At 42.0% G+C, this 18,721-nt stretch carries 19 protein-coding genes; 15 read left to right on the forward strand and 4 right to left on the reverse strand.

The annotated features are described in order from the left end of the window. Positions 1-74 precede the first annotated feature (74 nt). The 6 genes from OCU78_RS15390 to gntR all read left to right on the forward strand — a co-directional run bounded on the left by OCU78_RS15390 (position 75) and on the right by gntR (position 6,300). Positions 75-1,091 carry a TRAP transporter substrate-binding protein gene (locus tag OCU78_RS15390; RefSeq protein ID WP_137372112.1) on the forward strand — a complete coding sequence of 339 codons (1,017 nt, stop codon included), beginning with the start codon at positions 75-77 and terminating at the stop codon, positions 1,089-1,091. Positions 1,092-1,156: 65 nt separating this feature from the next. Continuing rightward, positions 1,157-1,714, forward strand: a complete 558-nt coding sequence (locus tag OCU78_RS15395; protein ID WP_137372113.1) for a TRAP transporter small permease subunit — start codon at positions 1,157-1,159, stop codon at positions 1,712-1,714. After that, complete coding sequence (locus OCU78_RS15400) at positions 1,707-3,029, forward strand: TRAP transporter large permease (protein WP_065606581.1); 1,323 nt, start codon at positions 1,707-1,709, stop codon at positions 3,027-3,029. Before OCU78_RS15395 ends, OCU78_RS15400 begins: the two co-directional genes overlap by 8 nt. 117 nt (positions 3,030-3,146) lie before the next feature. Beyond that, positions 3,147-3,644, forward strand: a complete 498-nt coding sequence (locus OCU78_RS15405) for a gluconokinase (protein ID WP_137372114.1) — start codon at positions 3,147-3,149, stop codon at positions 3,642-3,644. Between the two features lie 3 nt (positions 3,645-3,647). Next, positions 3,648-5,156, forward strand: a complete 1,509-nt coding sequence (gndA, locus tag OCU78_RS15410; RefSeq protein WP_137372115.1) for an NADP-dependent phosphogluconate dehydrogenase — start codon at positions 3,648-3,650, stop codon at positions 5,154-5,156. Between the two features lie 142 nt (positions 5,157-5,298). Further along, positions 5,299-6,300 (forward strand): gluconate operon transcriptional repressor GntR, encoded by a 1,002-nt coding sequence (gntR, locus tag OCU78_RS15415; protein WP_137372116.1) that lies wholly within the window; start codon positions 5,299-5,301, stop codon positions 6,298-6,300. A 157-nt stretch (positions 6,301-6,457) separates the two neighbouring features. Here gntR and OCU78_RS15420 read toward each other — a convergent pair whose 3' ends face one another. The 3 genes from OCU78_RS15420 to OCU78_RS15430 form a co-directional block, all read right to left on the reverse strand. After that, the gene (locus OCU78_RS15420; RefSeq protein ID WP_137372117.1) at positions 6,458-7,270 is read right to left on the reverse strand and encodes a siderophore-interacting protein; all 813 of its coding nucleotides are present in this window, start codon (positions 7,268-7,270) and stop codon (positions 6,458-6,460) included. A 310-nt stretch (positions 7,271-7,580) separates the two neighbouring features. Beyond that, the gene (locus OCU78_RS15425; RefSeq protein ID WP_137372118.1) at positions 7,581-9,059 is read right to left on the reverse strand and encodes a peptide MFS transporter; all 1,479 of its coding nucleotides are present in this window, start codon (positions 9,057-9,059) and stop codon (positions 7,581-7,583) included. A 396-nt stretch (positions 9,060-9,455) separates the two neighbouring features. Then, positions 9,456-10,826 carry an L-serine ammonia-lyase gene (locus OCU78_RS15430; RefSeq protein WP_137372119.1) on the reverse strand — a complete coding sequence of 457 codons (1,371 nt, stop codon included), beginning with the start codon at positions 10,824-10,826 and terminating at the stop codon, positions 9,456-9,458. A gap of 392 nt (positions 10,827-11,218) precedes the next feature. On the opposite strand from OCU78_RS15430, the gene OCU78_RS15435 reads away from it, so the two are divergent. Beyond that, the gene (locus tag OCU78_RS15435; RefSeq protein WP_137372120.1) at positions 11,219-12,163 is read left to right on the forward strand and encodes a YdcF family protein; all 945 of its coding nucleotides are present in this window, start codon (positions 11,219-11,221) and stop codon (positions 12,161-12,163) included. Positions 12,164-12,241: 78 nt separating this feature from the next. Here OCU78_RS15435 and OCU78_RS15440 read toward each other — a convergent pair whose 3' ends face one another. Beyond that, positions 12,242-12,910, reverse strand: coding sequence for a hypothetical protein (locus OCU78_RS15440; protein ID WP_137372121.1), 669 nt, complete (start codon positions 12,908-12,910; stop codon positions 12,242-12,244). 324 nt (positions 12,911-13,234) lie between these two features. Here OCU78_RS15440 and OCU78_RS15445 point away from each other — a divergent pair, with 324 nt between their 5' ends. The 8 genes from OCU78_RS15445 (at position 13,235) to OCU78_RS15480 (ending at position 18,578) form a co-directional block, all read left to right on the forward strand. Beyond that, the gene (locus tag OCU78_RS15445; RefSeq protein ID WP_137372122.1) at positions 13,235-14,167 is read left to right on the forward strand and encodes an exopolyphosphatase; all 933 of its coding nucleotides are present in this window, start codon (positions 13,235-13,237) and stop codon (positions 14,165-14,167) included. Positions 14,168-14,351: 184 nt separating this feature from the next. Further along, the gene (locus tag OCU78_RS15450; RefSeq protein ID WP_137372123.1) at positions 14,352-14,870 is read left to right on the forward strand and encodes an NUDIX hydrolase; all 519 of its coding nucleotides are present in this window, start codon (positions 14,352-14,354) and stop codon (positions 14,868-14,870) included. Between the two features lie 335 nt (positions 14,871-15,205). Continuing rightward, positions 15,206-15,601: a GFA family protein gene (locus tag OCU78_RS15455; RefSeq protein ID WP_180033672.1), complete on the forward strand. Its 396-nt coding sequence runs from the start codon at positions 15,206-15,208 to the stop codon at positions 15,599-15,601. Positions 15,602-15,604: 3 nt separating this feature from the next. Further along, positions 15,605-16,096 (forward strand): GNAT family N-acetyltransferase, encoded by a 492-nt coding sequence (locus tag OCU78_RS15460; protein WP_240701690.1) that lies wholly within the window; start codon positions 15,605-15,607, stop codon positions 16,094-16,096. Between the two features lie 85 nt (positions 16,097-16,181). Further along, positions 16,182-16,697 (forward strand): GNAT family N-acetyltransferase, encoded by a 516-nt coding sequence (locus OCU78_RS15465; RefSeq protein WP_137372125.1) that lies wholly within the window; start codon positions 16,182-16,184, stop codon positions 16,695-16,697. Positions 16,698-16,746: 49 nt separating this feature from the next. Then, a complete protein-coding gene (locus OCU78_RS15470) occupies positions 16,747-17,178 on the forward strand; it encodes a hypothetical protein (RefSeq protein ID WP_137372126.1) in 432 nt (143 codons plus the stop codon). A 198-nt stretch (positions 17,179-17,376) separates the two neighbouring features. Beyond that, positions 17,377-18,129 carry an SDR family oxidoreductase gene (locus OCU78_RS15475; protein ID WP_137372127.1) on the forward strand — a complete coding sequence of 251 codons (753 nt, stop codon included), beginning with the start codon at positions 17,377-17,379 and terminating at the stop codon, positions 18,127-18,129. 62 nt (positions 18,130-18,191) lie between these two features. Beyond that, entirely contained in the window at positions 18,192-18,578 is a 387-nt protein-coding gene (locus tag OCU78_RS15480; RefSeq protein WP_137372128.1) for a VOC family protein, read from the forward strand. The last annotated feature ends 143 nt before the right edge of the window (positions 18,579-18,721 follow it).

Below are 18,721 nucleotides of genomic sequence, written 5' to 3' on the forward strand. Positions count from 1 at the left end.
GTAACATCCACCCTAACGTTACCGGTAACATATAATTACAAACCGGACTCTGTGAAACTCATAAGGATACCCAAATGAAAGCTCTGACTAAAACGCTGATTGCTGCTTCCCTCACCGGCCTATTTGCTACTTCAGCAATGGCTGCAGACTTTAAACTTAAGATTCAATCTTCAGATCCTTCTGGTGATTTGAACTTCAAAGTTCAGCAGAAGTGGGCTGAGCGTGTAGAAACGATGTCTAACGGACGTATTGATATCGACCTTCTTCCTGTTGGCGCTGTAGTTAAGCACACAGAAACGCTAGGCGCGATCAAGATGGGCATCCTAGATGGTCACATCACAGCAACGGGTTACTTCTCTGGTAAAGATCCAGCATTTGGTCTTATCGGTAACATGGTTGGCGCATGGTCTGATACAACACAACTGCTTCAATATATGAACTATGGCGGCGGTAACGAGCTAATGACTGAGCTTTACAAGCCTTACGGTGTTCAGTTCGTTGGCGCTTCAACAACCGGTGTTGAGTCATTTATTTCTAAAAAGCCAATCGATGGTGTAGCGGATCTTAAAGGTCTTAAACTGCGTGCGCCAGAAGGTCTAGTACAGCAAGTATTTGCAGCAGCAGGTGCGACTCCTGTAAACCTCCCGGGTTCTGAAGTATTTACTGGTTTAAGCAAAGGGGTCATTGATGCCGCTGACTACACCGTATTTTCTACCAACCAAAAAGCAGGCATGAACGACATTGCCACGCATCCAGTTCAGCCAGGTTTCCACTCTCTACCACTTATTGATATCTCTATTTCTCAGAAGAAATGGGACAAGATGCCAGCTGATCTACAAACAATGCTGCAAACATCAGTGCGTGACTTCTCTTACGACATGACAACTCAGCTGAAAATGGCTGACCAAGCTGCGCTTAAAGAAGCTCAAGCGAACCCTGAAATTACTATCCACGACTGGTCACAAGAAGAACGTAAGAAGTTCCGTGAAATCGCGAAAGGTCAATGGAAAGTATTTGCAGAACGTTCTGACAACGCAGGAAAAGTTTATAATTCAGTGACTGTGTTCCTAGAAGAGAACGGCTTACTGTAATTCAAACTTAATTTACTGAAGGGGGAGGGCATTGCTCTCCCGTATTCTCCCAGGAAATTTGGCTCATGACCGATAAAATCCCTCACGCACCAGCTGAAAACGACGAACAACCAAGAAATGCGCTTGATCGCCTTATTATAAAGTTCAGTAATCTCGTTAGCTGGTTGTTTATTTTTACTGTATTGATTTCATTTTATGAAGTTGTGATGCGTTATGCATTTGATGCCCCAACCACATGGGTGCATGAAACAGCGTCTTTCATCGGCGGTTCATTATTTATTATTGGTGGCATCTACGCGTTTGCCGCGAATAAGCACGTACGTGTGGTTCTTATCTACGATTCAGTGTCTAACCAAGCGCGTAAATATCTTAATCTTGTTCACCACATTGTTGGATTAGCCTTTGCTGGCATGCTTGCTTACGCGGCTTACTTCACGGCAGAAGAAGCATGGTTTGCACCTTGGGGTGAGTTCCGCCTTGAAACATCAGGTTCAGTATTAAACGCGCCTTATCCTGCGCTCTTGAAAGGCCTGATCTTTGTTGTTTTGTGTGTTCTTGTTGTCCAGTTTGTATTGCACCTAATCCAAGAGTTGATGGGTCTGAGGAAGAATGATGATGTTTGATTTATCTTCTATTGGTATCGCATGGGGCAGTTTGCTCATGCTGGTTATGATGATTGGTTTGCTACTGACTGGTATGCAGCTAGCGTTCGTAACAGGCTTTGTCGCGATTTTTTTCACTCTATGTTGGTTTGGTCCTGATGCCTTACCTTTGATTGCGAGCCGTACCTATAGCTTTGCTTCTGGTTATGTTTTCCTCGCGGTACCAATGTTTGTGTTGATGGCGGCTTTATTAGACCGTTCAGGCATTGCGCGTGATTTGTTTGACGCGATGAAATCTGTTGGTCGTAAAGTTCGTGGTGGCGTTGCGGTACAAACACTATTGGTAGCGGTACTACTGGCATCTATGTCAGGCGTTATCGGTGGTGAAACGGTACTACTGGGTATTCTTGCTCTGCCACAAATGCTTCGTTTGGGCTACGACCGTAAACTTGCTATCGGTACAACCTGTGCGGGTGGCGCACTTGGTACCATGCTCCCGCCAAGTATCGTGCTGATCATCTACGGCATGACAGCAAGTGTGTCGATTGGCGACCTGTTCAAAGCGTCATTCTTACCAGCGTTTATTCTTGCGGGCTGTTACATCGGCTACGTGCTGATTCGCTGCAAGCTGAATCCGTCTTTGGCTCCTCTTCCAAGTGATGATGAGACAGAAGAAGATATTGCCAATCAGCCAAGCTACTTTAAGGCTCTGTTTTTCCCACTGCTTTCTGTAGCAACGGTCCTTGGCAGTATCTATACCGGTATCGCTTCAGTAACAGAGGCTTCGGCATTGGGTGTAGTTGGTATCATGATCAGCGCACTTATCCGTGGTGAATTGAACTTTAACATGCTGAAAGAGAGTGCCATCGCAACCATGCGTACTTGCGGCATGATCATGTGGATTGGTATCGGTGCAAGCGCACTGGTTGGTATCTACAACTTAATGGGCGGTATTGATTTTGTTGAAGAAACCATCCTTGCACTAAGTGGTGGTAACGCAACGGTAACGCTGTTAATTATGATGGCTATCTTACTGGTTCTAGGCATGTTCCTCGATTGGGTAGGTGTGGCACTCCTAACAATGCCAATCTTTGTTCCAATCATCACGGGCCTTGGTTTTGACCCTGTGTGGTTTGGTGTTGTGTTCTGTCTAAATATGCAGGTGTCTTTCTTGTCACCACCGTTTGGTCCTGCGGCATTCTACTTGAAATCAGTAGCGCCAAAAGATATCAGCCTAGGCGAGATTTTCTCTTCACTACTGCCGTTCATTGCACTTCAAGTATTAGTTCTGGCACTGGTTATTATCTTCCCTCAGCTAGCGCTTTGGTGGCAATAACAGAGAAGGTTCCTGAGTGAATGGAACGTTTAGGAACCTATCAGCAACAACATCAATGTAATTATTAGATTCGATTGTCAGCCCTAATTTGGTTAGGGCTTAGGGAAGGCTTGCCTTATGAAAAGCAAAAAAATACTCGTGATGGGCGTATCTGGATGCGGAAAAAGCCTGATTGGAAGCCGTATTGCAGAAGCATTAACGCTTCAGTTTTTTGATGGGGATGACTTCCATCCGCAAAGCAATGTAGAAAAAATGCGTCAAGGCATTCCGTTGACAGACGACGATCGTCAAGGTTGGCTAGAAACGCTTAATAAACAATATATTGAACAACCAAGTGCGGTGATTGCTTGCTCTGCATTGAAGCCGCAGTATCGAGATATTCTGCGTAAGAATAACGAAGACTTAGTGATTGTGTATCTTCAAGGCAGTTTCGATACCATTTGGAATCGCCATCAAGCTCGTGAGAACCATTATTTCAATGGTCAAGAAATGCTAAAGAGCCAATTTGAAACCTTGGTTGAACCAAACAAAGGTGAAGCGTTGTTTATCGATATCTCACAAGATGTCGAACAGGTAGTAGAAAACGCACTGACTCAAATTAGACAGATAGGCTAAATCATGACTCAGATACAAAATGACATCGCAATGATTGGTTTGGGAGTGATGGGCAAAAGCCTTGCCCTCAATCTACTGGATAACGGTTTTAACGTTGTTGGTTTCGACCTGAACAAAGACAACATTGAGTGCGCTAGCACTGAAGCGAAGCAACTCAATGCGATATTTGAAGGAAAAGGGCTGTTTACTAGCGGCATTAATCTTGAAGAGGTTTTACAAGGACTAGCAAAACCACGAGTGATCGCGTTGTCTGTTCCTGCAGGAAAGTCCGTTGATATCGTAGTGAGTAATTTGCTAGAAGCCGGTTTAGAGAGCGACGACATTGTTATCGATACAGGCAATAGCCTTTGGACTGATACCGAATCCCGCGAATTGAATTATAAAGGCAAACTTCGTTTCTTCAGTACTGCCGTTTCTGGTGGCGAAGAAGGCGCGCGTGTTGGTCCTGCGCTGATGGCCAGCGGAGACCAATCCGCTTGGCAATATGTGAAACCGATGTGGGAAGCGATTGCTGCAAAAGTGGATGCTAATGGACTACCTGTTGGTCAGTTTGAAACGGGTGAAGCGTGCGCGGCGTATGTTGGCCCTGCAGGTTCAGGTCATTATGTGAAGATGGTGCATAATGGTATTGAGTACGCTGACATGCAGCTTATCTGTGAAGTGTACCAGTTCATGCGTGATGTGCTTGAAATGCCAGCTCAAGAGATTGGGCAAGTTTTTGAACAGTGGAACAACGGCGTACTTAATAGTTACCTGATGGAGATCAGCGCCGATATTCTTCAACACGAAGATGCTGCAACGGGTAAGCCATTTGTTGAAGTGGTGCTTGATAAGGCTGGTCAAAAAGGCACAGGTTTGTGGACAGCAGTAAACAGCCTTCAAGAAGGTTGCCCAACGCCAACGATTGCACAGGCCGTTTATGCGCGTGCGATGAGCGGTCAAAAATCACAACGCATACAAGGCAGTAAGCTTCTCAAAGGTAACATTGCTGATGCAAGCCAGTTAGATAAACCTGAAATCGTCTCTGAACTTCATGATGCACTATATTGCGGCAAGCTATCTGTTTATGCTCAAGGTTTTGATTTATTAAAGACAGCTTCAGATAAAGAAGGTTGGAACTTAGATTTCACTGAAATTGCTAAGATCTGGCGTGCGGGTTGTATTATTCGTGCCGCATTTTTGCAAAGTATCACAGCGGCTTATCAGAAAAATGGTGAGCTAGCGAACATACTGTTTGATGGGGCTTTCATCAAACAAGTGGAAGAGCGGGAGCTTGCTTGGCGTATTGCAGTCGCTAACTCCGCCTTGTTTGGGGTACCGATGCCAGGGATCAGTTCAGCATTGAGTTACTTCGATTCACTACGCTGTGAAGTATCGCCTGCTAATTTACTGCAAGCACAACGTGACTATTTTGGAGCTCATACCTACTCAAGAGTGGATTGTGAAGAAGCGGAGAAGTTTCATGTGACTTGGGGTCAATCTCCGAGAGTTGAGATAACCGTTAAAGCATAGCGAATCTGCAAACGCCCTCTAGATGAGGGCGTTTTTAATTATGTTGCTATATCAATTTTTTACTAAATTAGACTTCAAATTCCAAGTCAGTTGGATACACTGTTACCAGTAACATTAGCCATAACAATAATAATTAAATACCATGCCGAATAAGAAAAAACGTCCTACATTACAAGATATTGCCAATTTAGTTGGTGTGACGAAAATGACCGTAAGTCGCTGTCTTCGTGACCCTTCATTAGTGTCTGAAGCCCTTCGTGACAAAATTAATTCTGCGGTAGATGAACTCGGCTACATACCTAATCGCGCGCCAGACATACTTTCGAATGCAAAAAGTAATGCGATTGGAGTGCTGGTACCCTCTCTGACCAACCAAGTTTTTGCCGAAGTGATCCGAGGTATAGAGCAAATAACTGCTCCAGCAGGTTATCAGACCATGATTGCTCACTACGGCTATAGCCCTGAACTTGAAGAACAGAGTATTGCTTCACTGCTCTCTTACAATGTTGATGCAATTATCTTGTCTGAAAATGTACATACAGAAAGAGCGCGTAAGATGCTGCAAACGGCTTCCATTCCAGTTATTGAAATTATGGATTCTGTCTCACCTCGCATTGAACAAGCGATTGGCTTTGATAACTTTGATGCTGCAAGAGCCATGACCAAGACTATGTTGGATAAGGGGCGTACGAATATTGCTTATCTTGCTGCGCGTATGGATGAACGTACTCGCTTAAAAATGGCAGGTTATGAGCATGCAATGGAAGAAGCCAAGCAGCAGGCGATCACCCTGCAAACGGAAGATGCATCGTCGTTTACTTTGGGGGCTAAGTTGATAGGTGAATTGTTGGAAACGCACCCTCAAGTGGATGGGATTTTCTGCACCAATGATGACTTGGCGATTGGTGCTTTTTACGAATGTGTAAGACGTGGTATTCATGTTCCTGAGCAAATGGCGATCGCAGGGTTTCATGGGCACGATATTACGGTTGCCATGACACCACGCTTGGCAACCGTTGTCACGCCAAGGGAGCAAATCGGTAAAGTTGCCGCAGAGCAAGTTGTTGCTCGTCTGAAAGGTAAAAATGAATGGGTTGCGAAATTAGATTTAGGTTACCGAATTGAGGTGGGAGAAAGTATCTAGTGCCATAGAGTGTGCATGACGGTACTTATTAAGCCTGCCATTTAACGCCTAGCTTTGTTGAGTAAATAAGTTAGGCGTTTGTATCTTTTTGTCTAGCGTCTTGCTGAGCCTGAGCCTGAGCCTGAGCCTGAGCCTGAGCCTGAGCTGGATATAGGAGTTAGTTTACTAGCGTTTCTGCATCTGCACGTTTAATGGCTTTGTGCCCATCTTCAGTCACGCCACGTTTCCAATAACTACTGATATAGATGTTTTCTTTTGCCACTTCTTTTTCGTTTCTGAAGTACTGTCTTAATTCTCGCATGCTTTCAAACTCACACGCTGACCACACTGACACTTGACCGTTTAGCCATTCTTTTTGGCGAACTGTGTCTGCAAGTGAAGGGGCTGCAAGAGAAGGGTCTGCAAGTGAAGAGTTAGATTCGCCTTCAATGATCCAGTCAATATTCAAGCCGGCAGGTGTATCTAGCTGTTGCTTATCATCTTCTGAGTTAATAAGAATAACTGTGTGCCCAATGGCATTTGTAGGTAACTGATTTAACTTTGCCGTTAAAGCTGGCAGTGATGTCATATCTGCGACTAGGAAGAACCAATCAGCCTCTAGATTTAATCCTTGAATAAGCCCAGGCCCCGCAACAGAGATAGTATCACCTGGCTGTGCATTCATAGCCCAACGTGCGGCGAACCCACATTGTAGGTCAACCGTATTATGTCGTACAAAATCGACTTCAATTGATGACTCATCAAGGTTGAACTGACGAATAGTATAAGTACGCATTGTAGGGCGTGCGCCTTGATCTAGCTTGGTTAAGTCGGTGCTACCAGAAGGAGTGAAAAGAAGTTTAATATACCCGCCAGCACACTCAGGCGGAAAGTTACTCAACCCTTCACCATGGAGTGTAATACGCTGCATGTTAGGGGTAATGGTGATTGAACTTGTAACGCTTAAAGTGATTGGACTAGGTTTACTCATATACTTATCTCAATGTAGTTTACTGCCAGTATCATAATCTTCATTTTCAAATCTGACAATCTTAATAGTTATCATTTACGTAGTTTTACAAATGATACTTTTAGTCTAAATAGGTGTGGTTGATTGTTAAATTAAGACAAGATTTAAGGTTCATATCGTGAAGAACTATGTCGCTATATCTATGAAGCTAAATTATGCGAGGTCGTTTAAGGAGTTATGTTTATGAGGGCATACTTATGGCGTTAAATAAAAAATGCCCCAGTGAATATTCACTAGGGCATAGATTAATGCATCTCGCCTGAAGGGCTAATTAGCTTTTAGCTTCTTCCAAGTCAATAGACTCTTCCGCGTTTTTCGCAGCTTCCAGCATTTTGCTGATAGCTTTAGAGCCAGCCATCGCGACACCAACCATTACAACCGCTAGGATAGTTAGCATTTGGAAGTAATCACCGTAAACCGTTTGCACGATTTCTTGAGTGATTTCTTGACCTTTTTCTAGCGCAATTGAAGTTGAGAATACCGCGCCAACAATACCTGAAAGAGCGATAGCAACAGAGAACAAGCTTACTGAGAAGTTTTCAATGTGCTTAGGCGCTACAGACAGGATGAATGCAACAACCATTGAACCAACAATTACTTCACCAAATGCTAGGAAGAAGTGAATAGCTAGGAATACTTCTGGACGAATTAGAACATCTTCACCAACAGTCGTTACAGCCATGGTTAAGATACCAAAGGCAATAGCGGTAAGGATGAATGAGAAACCTACTTTCGTTGCAGTAGAGAAGTTAATGTTTTTCTTTTCTAGGTTAGAGAAGATACCCGCAATAATAGGGCCAGCAACCATACACCATAGTGGGTTCATTGCCATTGAAGCTTCAGGTGCTACAGGGATAAAACCGAATAAGTCGCCACGCATTGTGTTGATCGCAACCATTGTCATCGAAGTCATCATTTGTCCGTAGTACACGAAGAAGCATGTTGTTAGGAAAGTAATGATTAAGATAGTGCCCATTTTTAGCATGTCTGATTTCTTCGATTTCATCATCAAAGAAACAAAGTAGATAATTGCCGCTGCACCAATTGCGTATACGATGTTTTGACCAATATCCATGTTAGAGAACATGAAGAATACCAAGCCGATCATAGCAGCAGAAAGACCTAGGAATGCTGCCCAGTTTTTAGAGCTAACAGGCTGTTGGTCAATATCAGCACTTGCTTCTACAAGACCTTTACGAACAAAGATCATCATAAGAAGCGCAGCACCTGCTAGAACAGCAGAAAGAAGGAAACCACCGTGGAAACCTACAACCAGCACTAACATAGGGAACAGGTATTGACCTAATAGTGCACCAATATTGTTTACTGAGTAGTTGATAGGGTAGCAGTTTTCGAAATCTTCCTGAGTTTTGAACGTACGCTTGTAAAGGCTAGGGTAAGAAGGGGACATCAAGCCACGTGCATAACTCGCTAAAGCAATACCACATAATGCCATTGGTACATTAGTTGCGGCTGCACCTAATACCAATAATACATAACCACTGGAGAACCCAAGGAACGCGATAGTCAAAGAGCGGTATGCGCCTAAAAACTTATCGGCGATGAAGCCACCCGCAATCGCGAATAGAGGTCCAATAGCAGAGAAAGCACCAACAACCATCATGGTGTCAGCTTCATTGTAGTTAAGATCTTCAAGGAAGAAGCGGGTTAAAATAACCATCACGCCATAGAATGATAATCCGAACATCATCTGACAGAACATCATTGATTTGTTTAATCTATTCCACATTATTTTATTCTCACATTTATGTTTAGATATAGTGTAATAACCTAATTATAATATCATTTATAGTTCGACATAAAATGAAACATTTCTCGCACTGTGGATTTTTATCACCGTATCTTTTCTTATGAATGCATTCATTTTTCTCATGAATCAAAAGTGGAAAATAAGATTTTGCTGGTGGATGGTTTTGTAAAATAAAGAAAGTAATGGCTAGGTGGAACTAAGTGTCGGTGAATTAAGAAGAAATAAGAAATGATAGATAAATCGTCACTTAGAAAAATTTACCCTGGGGCAGAGAAACGAGGCTGGACCGATTAAAAAGCCAGCATTCCTGCTGGCTTTTGAGTGAAAATGGAAACTAAGTTTACAGCGGTAAAGGAACGTAAAAAATATTCAAAATTACTCGCAAGGTGGTGACATATGGATGACAGCAAGCCCGCCTAAAGATGTTTCTCGGTACTTACGGTTCATATCTTTACCTGTTTGATACATGGTAGCGATAACTTTATCTAATGAGATAAGACACTTGCTGGTGCGTTTTAGAGCCATTCGCGAAGCATTGATGGCTTTCATCGCACCCATTGCATTTCGTTCAATACATGGCACTTGAACTAAGCCGCCAATAGGATCACAGGTCATCCCTAGCGAGTGCTCCATGGCAATTTCAGCAGCCATACAGATTTGCTCATTACTGCCGCCACGTAGAGCGGTAAGCCCAGCAGCAGCCATTGAAGATGAAACTCCCACTTCCCCTTGGCAACCTACTTCAGCACCAGAAATAGACGCATTAGTTTTGTAAAGAATGCCAATCGCGCCAGAAACCGCGATGAAGTCTTTAAGTTGTTTAGTGTCCAGTTCTTTAATAAAACGATGGTAGTACATCAATACCGCTGGGATTACGCCTGCAGCACCATTTGTTGGCGATGTTACCACTTGCCCACCTGCGGCATTTTCTTCGCTGACTGCAAAAGCAAAAAGGTTGATCCAATCCATAATTTCCATTGGATCGCTTTCAATTGCGGCATTTGCCTCTAGCTTTTTCAATAAAGCAGGAGCACGTCTTGTTACTTCTAGCCCACCTTCTAAAATGCCTTCAGTATCAAAGCCACGCTGCATACACAGAGACATTACTTTCCAGATTTGTTCTGTTTTTTGATCAATCGCTTCCATGTCTTGGAAAGACACTTCATTTCTTAACACCAAACTGCCTAGGCTCAGCCCTTGCTTCTCGGCAGACGTTAAAAACTCTTCAGCAGAAGTGAATGGAAATTCCACAGAAACTTCAGATTCTTTTTTGCCATTTTGTAGCTCATCAGCGGTGGCAATAAAACCGCCGCCAATAGAGTAATAGGTTTCCATACCAAGTAACTTTCCCTGAGCGTCAAACGCAGAAATGGTCATGCCATTTTCATGTAAAGGAAGGTTAGATGTGTGGAAAAGCATATCGGTATCTACATTGAATGGAATATCATTCGTACCGCTAAGCGCTAGGCGTTGATCTTCAACTGCCTTCTTCATTGCTAAATTGGCGCTCGAGATTTTGATGGTATCGGGCTTATTGCCTAATAGTCCTAGGATCGTAGCGCGGTCTGTGTGGTGACCTTTACCAGTGAGTGACAGTGAACCATAAAGGTCAACTTGCACACGTGTAACCTTATCAAGGTAAGGTTGAATGATCTGAGTAAAGTTAAAACCTGCAATCATTGGACCGTTAGTATGTGAGCTAGATGGCCCAACGCCAATTTTGTAGATATCAAAAATAGACAGCATAGTGGTGACTTCCTGTGGAGGGTGGCTCGATGAACGAACTCTGACTGATTATAATTATTGCTTCGTAGGTACTCTCCGTAGTATTTACAGCAAATACGTACGATGTGTTTACGGGCATTGCTTATTTACTATGGTTTTGTACTGTTTCTAATGGATTTAAATTGTTACTTTCTGTAGTTTTCAGCGGCCGGATAAAAGCGCAGCTGTGTGTAACGAATGTTTACTGTAAGTCCATCTTTGTGGGCTGATCGGTAAACGCCTTAGAAAGCAGCGTGTCGAAATTTGTGAGCGTAATTGCGACACACCTAAGGAAAATTAAAAATACTTTTGTTAATTATCATTGTATACATAATTCACTCCATCTAATAACAAAAACGAGACTTGCGCATAAAATGAGCACAAATCACCTACTAATTGTTCTAGGAAAGCGCCTAAACAAAAATACTTTGACTGTAGAGGGGCAGAGCCGAGTGCATGCACTTCATCATTTTTTGCTCAGTCGCACTGCTCATTCCGATGAGCGATTCCAGTCAGATGAGCCTTTACAGTTAAATGAGAAGTGGCAGCCGGGTGAGTCTTTGATAGTGGCATTTTGTGGTGGCATAACGAGTGGTCAAACGCTTTCAGAAGCAGAGGCAATGTATGATTACTACGATAAGTTAGTATCTAAGATTTCTGGGTCGTATCCACTGCCAACAGTATTGTTAGAAAAAGAGTCGACGAACACAGTCGAGAATATAAGAAATGTTGTTGTGGAATTGAAAAAAAGCGGTTTACTTGAAAATGGTCTACGACAAGAGTCGACCTCTCTTAAAGTGACCTTTGTATCCAACGACTATCATTTACAGCGCATTTTTGAAATACAGCAATTAATGGACGAGCAAGGCTTATTGAAGGTATTCAAAGATGGATGCTTAGCAATGGGTGTAGAGCTTGAAATCAGCCAGCAACTTGATGACCACGTTGCTGAGCCTTATCCACACAGTTCGCAGCAAGGTCAATTATTTCTATTGATGGACGCCCTGACAACGTATCGAGTTTATCTTGAAGGGGTGGTCGCTGAGGCTTTTCATCGAGATTTAAACACGGTGAGACATAAACCTGCTCAAATTGCATTAGAGGCGCTACAAGCGGCTGAATTAGTCGCCACCGAAAGTAAAGCCTTCCCGCTCGTAAATGCTTTATTGCCAGTGATGCGAACGTGTGTGGAGAATACAGTTATCACATTAGAAACAACTAAGGTGAGAGAGTATCTAGCGTTATTAGATACAAACCTCACCTTGCTTAATCGTTACCTTGACCCTGAAGTGGATCATGCAGCGCGCTGGTGGCGCTAAAGTTTTCTAAGTTGAAAGTCTTTTATGTCCGAATCGTCTTTTATGTTCGAAGTTGCCTTCTACGCTTGAATAAGCAAACTACTTCTTGGTTAGGCTAATCACGGTTTTTATTGAACCTAGTGCAATTAACGCGTAACTAAGAAGTTCAGTTCCTTCTTCCGCAATATTCTTCACATCACCCACGTAGTTTTCACCCATCACACCTTGCCAAAAGCTACCCATACCAAATAGTCGAGAAAATACGAGCAACAACATCAAGCCAATTACTAATGTATTCATATGAGGGGATGCGAGAATTAAACCAAGCTGTTCAATGGTTTGCTTACCATTTTTGCAGGCGTAATAAATTGCGGAGCCAGCAACGAGTACAGCAGGGTAAACCCAAGCTCCATGGAAGATAAAATCGAACCAGTGATCCAGCTCTCGAATGAACATTACTGCAAAAAAGGCAGCAATAAGCAGTGCTGCATGTTTGACTTCAGCTCGTTGTTTAGCCAGATGAATAAAAGATAAGACGCAGCCTAAAAGCAGAAGCTGCTGAAGCATTTCAGTGATGGAAAGTTCACTAGGAAGATCATTGAAAAACATGAAATCAACACGTAATGCAAGGTTCGTAACAATAGAGATGGTTAACACGACAAGAGCGGTTTGAATCCGTTTGTAAATGACCTGAGAAGTTGACTGAGACAAGTTAAATTCAGGAAGAGCAATGCTAAGAGGCGATGAGGATTTAGATTTGCTTTTCATAATATATCGACCATTTTGTAAATAAACGTAACAGGCGTAAATGTTACTCTTGACGCACCTCATTTTGTCATGGAAATGTCAAAATCGAACAGTGTTCAATTGTTATAATCTGAATCTATTGTTTTTAATATAATTAATTGATGACGATTTTCTTTTGAAAGAAGAACCTTTACTCGGTTTTGAAGTAAAATGGTGTGTATTATGAGCAATACCCCATAGGTTAGCTGAACTAAGAGCGATCACTGCCCAAAAACTTGATTCTTGGGATACTATGCGGTTATCTTTAAATGACTTCAGTGACATTAGATGACAAAGGAATGATAAATGTCAGATCAAAAATTTAGATTAGTAACTCGCAGTGACTTTGATGGTCTTGTGTGTGCGGTTTTACTTAAGCAACAGAACCTAATTGATGATATTAAATTTGTGCATCCGAAAGACATGCAAGATGGCATTATCGAGATCACATCGAATGATATTGTTACTAACCTTCCATATGTTGAAGCGTCTCATCTGACTTTCGATCACCATCTATCTGAAACTATCCGTAACACCGGTGAGCGTAAAAACCATATTATTGATCCAGATGCCCCTTCTGCCGCTCGCGTTGTGTGGGATTATTATGGTGGTCTCGACACTTTTCCTGCTGATTGGTTGGAAATGATGGAAGCGGTTGATAAGGGTGACTCTGCTCAATTCAATCAAGACGAAGTATTGGACTCTCAAGGTTGGAACTTACTGAACTTCCTAATGGATGCCAGAACTGGTCTTGGTCGTTTCCGTGAATTCCGTATTTCAAACTATGCTTTGATGATGGACTTAATTGATTACTGTAAAAATCACTCTATTGAGCAGATCCTTGCGCTGCCAGATGTAGCGGAACGTATCGATTTATACCGAGAACACGAAGGTAAGTTTAAAGAGCAAGTAAAGCGCTGTGCAACAGTACACAACAACTTAGTGCTATTAGATCTTACAGGTGAAGACACTATTTACGCTGGTAACCGCTTTATGATTTATGCGTTGTTCCCAGAATGTAATATATCTATCCACAAAATGTGGGGCTTCCAAAAACAGAACATTGTATTTGCTACTGGTAAGTCTATTTTTGATAGAAACTCAAAAACGAATGTGGGTGAGCTAATGCTTAAGTATGGCGGTGGTGGTCATATTGCAGCGGGTACTTGCCAAATCGCAATAGACAAAGCTGATACGGTTCAACAAGAGTTGATTGATACTATTACTGCTGATGGTTAGTCTCTAGTTTTAGTAGATTAGCCTTTGTAAGCTAGCTAGTTAGTGTCTATCAGAGATGCATTTATTAACTATAGTATCTAGCGGATAATCAAGCCTCACTTCAAGTGGGGCTTTTTGTTGCACCAAATATTATTTCTGATGTGATACCATTCCGCCAAATTTTTAGCAGCGAATACAGAACCTCATGAGACATTTAAAAACAACCATTCACCCAGATATTGATCACTTAGACAATCAAACGGTTTATCAACGCAATGCTGCCCGTGCCATTGTTGTTGATGGTGAAAATATTCTGATGCTATATACACAGCGTTACCACGATTACACCATCCCTGGCGGCGGTTTGGATGAAGGTGAGGATGTGATTGCCGGAATGGTTCGAGAGCTTGAGGAAGAAACAGGCGCTAAAAATATCCACGCTATCAAGCCGTTTGGTATCTTTGAAGAATTTCGTCCTTGGTATAAAGACGATGCCGATATAATGCACATGGTATCTTACTGTTATTCGTGCAAAATCGATCGTGAGTTAGGAGAAACCGCTTACGAAGATTATGAAGTAAAAAATGGTATGAAGCCGGTTTGGATTAACATTCATGAGGCGATTGCTCACAACGAGAAGACCATGGCTGAAAGCCCTAAAAAGGGCATGAGCATTGAACGCGAAACGTTTCTATTGCATCTGATTGCTAAAGAAATGCTGTAATCGTATTTAGTTATTAATAATAAAAACAATCATCTAGCCTGAATGCAGCCTTCATATTCAGGCTTTTTATTTATGAACACACATGCTCTTCTGTGTTCCTCCTGCCTATTTCCATCCGCTTTATTCCAAGCTTAGAAAAACGAAGTCGCTACTGTTATGTCTTTAGCTAGTTGCCAACCTCTCTAGTTAGTTACTGTTTTTTGGTAAGAATTTGCATTTATTTTATCAATGCCTCAGTTCCAAGTGCATTAAGTTGCTTACACTTGCAATGCAAATATTAAGTCAGTAGCGTTATTGAACGTTAAAAACGCGCAATGCAGTGGGAGGGAGCCATGATCAAACTAGTGGGAAGTACGATTATTCAACCGAAGCACAGGGCCAGTTGTCATTGTGGCTCTGTCGTTCTTGAATTGTCTTTACCTAATGGAATTGAGAAACCAAGGCGTTGTGACTGTTCAATATGTCGAAGAAAAGGCGCCATTGTGGGGTCGGTTAAATTGGATGGTATTCAAATCGTAAATGGTCACGATTTTTTAAAGTTATATCAATTCAATACCAATACCGCGAAACATTACTTTTGTTCAAATTGTGGAATTTATACTCATCATCAAAGACGCTCTAACCCGTCTGAATACGGTTTTAATATTGGCTGTCTGGAGGGAGTAAACCCCTACGAAATTGGTGATATTGATGTGATGGACGGAGTCAATCATCCAGCAGATAGGAGGTGAAGTTTGGCTAATGACCTTAATCTAGTTCCACTGCATGAAACGGAATTTGGTGATGTTTTTATGCTGACAAAAGCTACCTTATTTCCTTACATAAATGACACTTTCGGCTGGCATGACGACTTCCAATATCAACGCCTCAAAAATGATTACCCGTTATCTTGGTATTACTGGGTGAAGTACCAGAACAAGCGAGTCGGTTTACTATGTTTTAAGCCTCAAAGTAAGTCTTACCATATCCACTTATTGATAGTGTTTCCTGAATTTCATCGGCAAGGGTTAGGCTCAAAAATTATGGCTCAAGTTTATGATATTGCAGAGAGGAATCAATGTGATTCAATAACCTTATCAAGCTTTAAGAGGAATAAAAAAGCGATAGAATTTTATAGAAAACTAGGTTACAAAATAACAAATGACTCTGATAAGGACTTCGTCACTATGAAGTTAGATGTCGTTTCGAAGCTCGGTGGTATTGCAACGAAGCTCAACCTGATTTGACCCTAGGCAAACTCTGTATCGATTATTGACATCGTCGCGCTAAATGTAAATGTTTGGCACTTTAGAAACTTAAAAAGGAAAAGAGATGAAGCTAGTCATTCCAAGCACTGAATATCAAGACTCTTATATCAACATGGTGCGAGAAGTCTCTGAGCAAGGGGAAGCGTTTGTTCCTTTTGTTTTGAAGGAGCAATATGATGATTTCTCAGCCATGGTTAAGAGGCTGGAATCGTATTCTAATGGTGATTCAGTACCTGAAAACTTCGTTCCTCATAGCACCTTCTGGTTGGTGGATGAAGATGGTTGCGTGGTCGGTTGTTCGAATTTAAGGCATCAGCTCAATGATGGGTTGAGAGTGCTAGGTGGGCATATTGGCTACGGAATAAAACCTTCAGAGCGCAGGAAAGGGTATGCACAAACCATACTTAAATTGACGCTAATTGAAGCGAGTAAGCATGGCATTGATAAAGCGATGCTGACGGTAAATAAAAGCAACATAGGTTCGGTAAAAGCGATTCAATCTAATAACGGAATTTTAGAAATTGAAAAAGAAGTACCAGGTCAAAGTGGGCTTGTTCAGTATTACTGGATTAATACTTAATTAGAAGCTTTGGGGCTGAATTAAGCTGTAATATTGGAAAGGAATCACTATGAAAAAAGGAGCTTCGGTTGGTATCTCAACCAGTTTCATTTTGTTCATGATTTTAGGTAGTAAGCTGAACTGGTTTGGTTCCAGTAATGCCGAATCATTTCCTAAATTGCCAGATGAGCCTAGCTTTGTAGTGTCAACAAAGTTTGATGGCGAGTGGGCAGGAAGACGTATTAATACTACCGGTAACAACATGTGTGAGCGAACAACCATTACAGGTAGTATCGTTGATGGTAAAGCAAGTTTACGTCTGACTTACAATGGAACGTCATTACAAGGTTGGGTTTCAGAAGATAATGAGTTAGTGCTATATGCCAACCATAGGCAATGGGATTATCGATTTTCAGCATTAGGGCATACGAACCGTTTTCAAGGTGAATGGTATTTAACGAATGGTCCTTGTCGTGGGTCTTGGTTTATAGAGCGGCAATAATTGTATTTTTCAGTTTCAATAACGGTTACTGGTTAATGACTTCCTCGCTTAGTTTTCATTTAGACAATGACTTTATAGATGCTTTATGCTTGGCATTTATTCTTTCAGCGGTTCACTAATAATGAAAGCGAATGTTAACTTGGAGGTTAGTAAAAGCAGTAAACCAAATTAAAAAGTTCATGTGTAAGGGATTGGTTAATGAACAAATCTAAAGTAGCTATAGTTACAGGTGGCGGTCGTGGTATTGGTGCTGCCACTGCGCAGCTTTTCGCGAGTAAAGGTTACTCTGTATGCATTAATTATAAGTCTAATGCGGAAACAGCCGATGCATTAGCTGAGCAGATTACCGCTAGTGGCGGAAAATGTATGACAGTTCAGGCCGATGTTTCTTCCGAGGCAGATGTGGTGAGAATGTTTGCAACTGTCGATAAGGAATTTGGTCCCGTCTCTATACTGGTCAACAATGCTGGAATCTTGAAAAAGCAATCACGCTTAGATGAGATGACCGCTGATAGAATCAATTCGATACTCATCAATAATGTGACTAGCTACTTCCTTTGTTGTCGTGAAGCAGTTAAGCGCATGTCTACCCGGCATGGTGGGGTAGGTGGCGTGATTGTTAATGTGTCGTCTGGTGCTTCTCGCTCTGGTTCGCCCAATGAGTACATTGACTATGCTGCTTCTAAAGGGGCTGTAGATACGCTCACTAAAGGTTTATCACTTGAGGTTGCAGCTGAAGGTATTCGTGTGAACTGTGTACGCCCAGGGTTGATTCATACCGATATGCATGCCGATGGAGGAGAACCTGAAAGAGTCGAAAGGCTAAAAAGTATTATTCCATTGCAAAGAGGTGGTGAACCTGAAGAAGTCGCTGAGGCGATTTATTGGTTAGCTTCGGAGAAGTCCTCATTCTCTACTGGTAATTACTTAGATTTAGCTGGTGGTTTGTAATATTAAGATGGGGTAAGTTGCTAGTTAATGTGTATTGAACTTAATTTAAAGTAGGGAAACGTATGTTTAGCCATGTAATGCTCGGAACCGATAATGTTGCTCAAGCCAAAGTATTTTATGACTCAATCATGAAAGTTCTTGGTTATAACGAAGGTGTCATTGATGAAAAAGGACGCTGCATGTATTTCACTCCAACAGGCGTACTGGGTTTAACTAAGCCTATTGATGGGGAGCAAGCGACTCATGGAAATGGCATGACGATTGGCTTTCTAGCAAAGAGCCCTGAAGTGGTTAACGAGTGGCACCGCACTGGGGTAGAAAGTGGGGGTACCGCAATTGAAGGTGCGCCTGGTGTACGTGATGCTGGAGAACGAAAGTTGTATATGGCTTATTTACGTGACTTTGATGGTAACAAAATATGCACTACGCACTTTATGTCAGCCGATTGAGTGTAGTGAACAGAACACCAAAATAAAAAGGTCTACGCTTTGTAGACCTTTTTTATGCCTGCGCTATTTTTATGCTTGCGCTAAGCAAGTATGCATTAGCTGTAATATCTACACAGTAATTACAGATGTTTGTATTGAGGCGT

The sequence above is a fragment of the Vibrio gallaecicus genome, assembly GCF_024347495.1.
In the GTDB taxonomy this organism is placed as follows: domain Bacteria; phylum Pseudomonadota; class Gammaproteobacteria; order Enterobacterales; family Vibrionaceae; genus Vibrio; species Vibrio gallaecicus.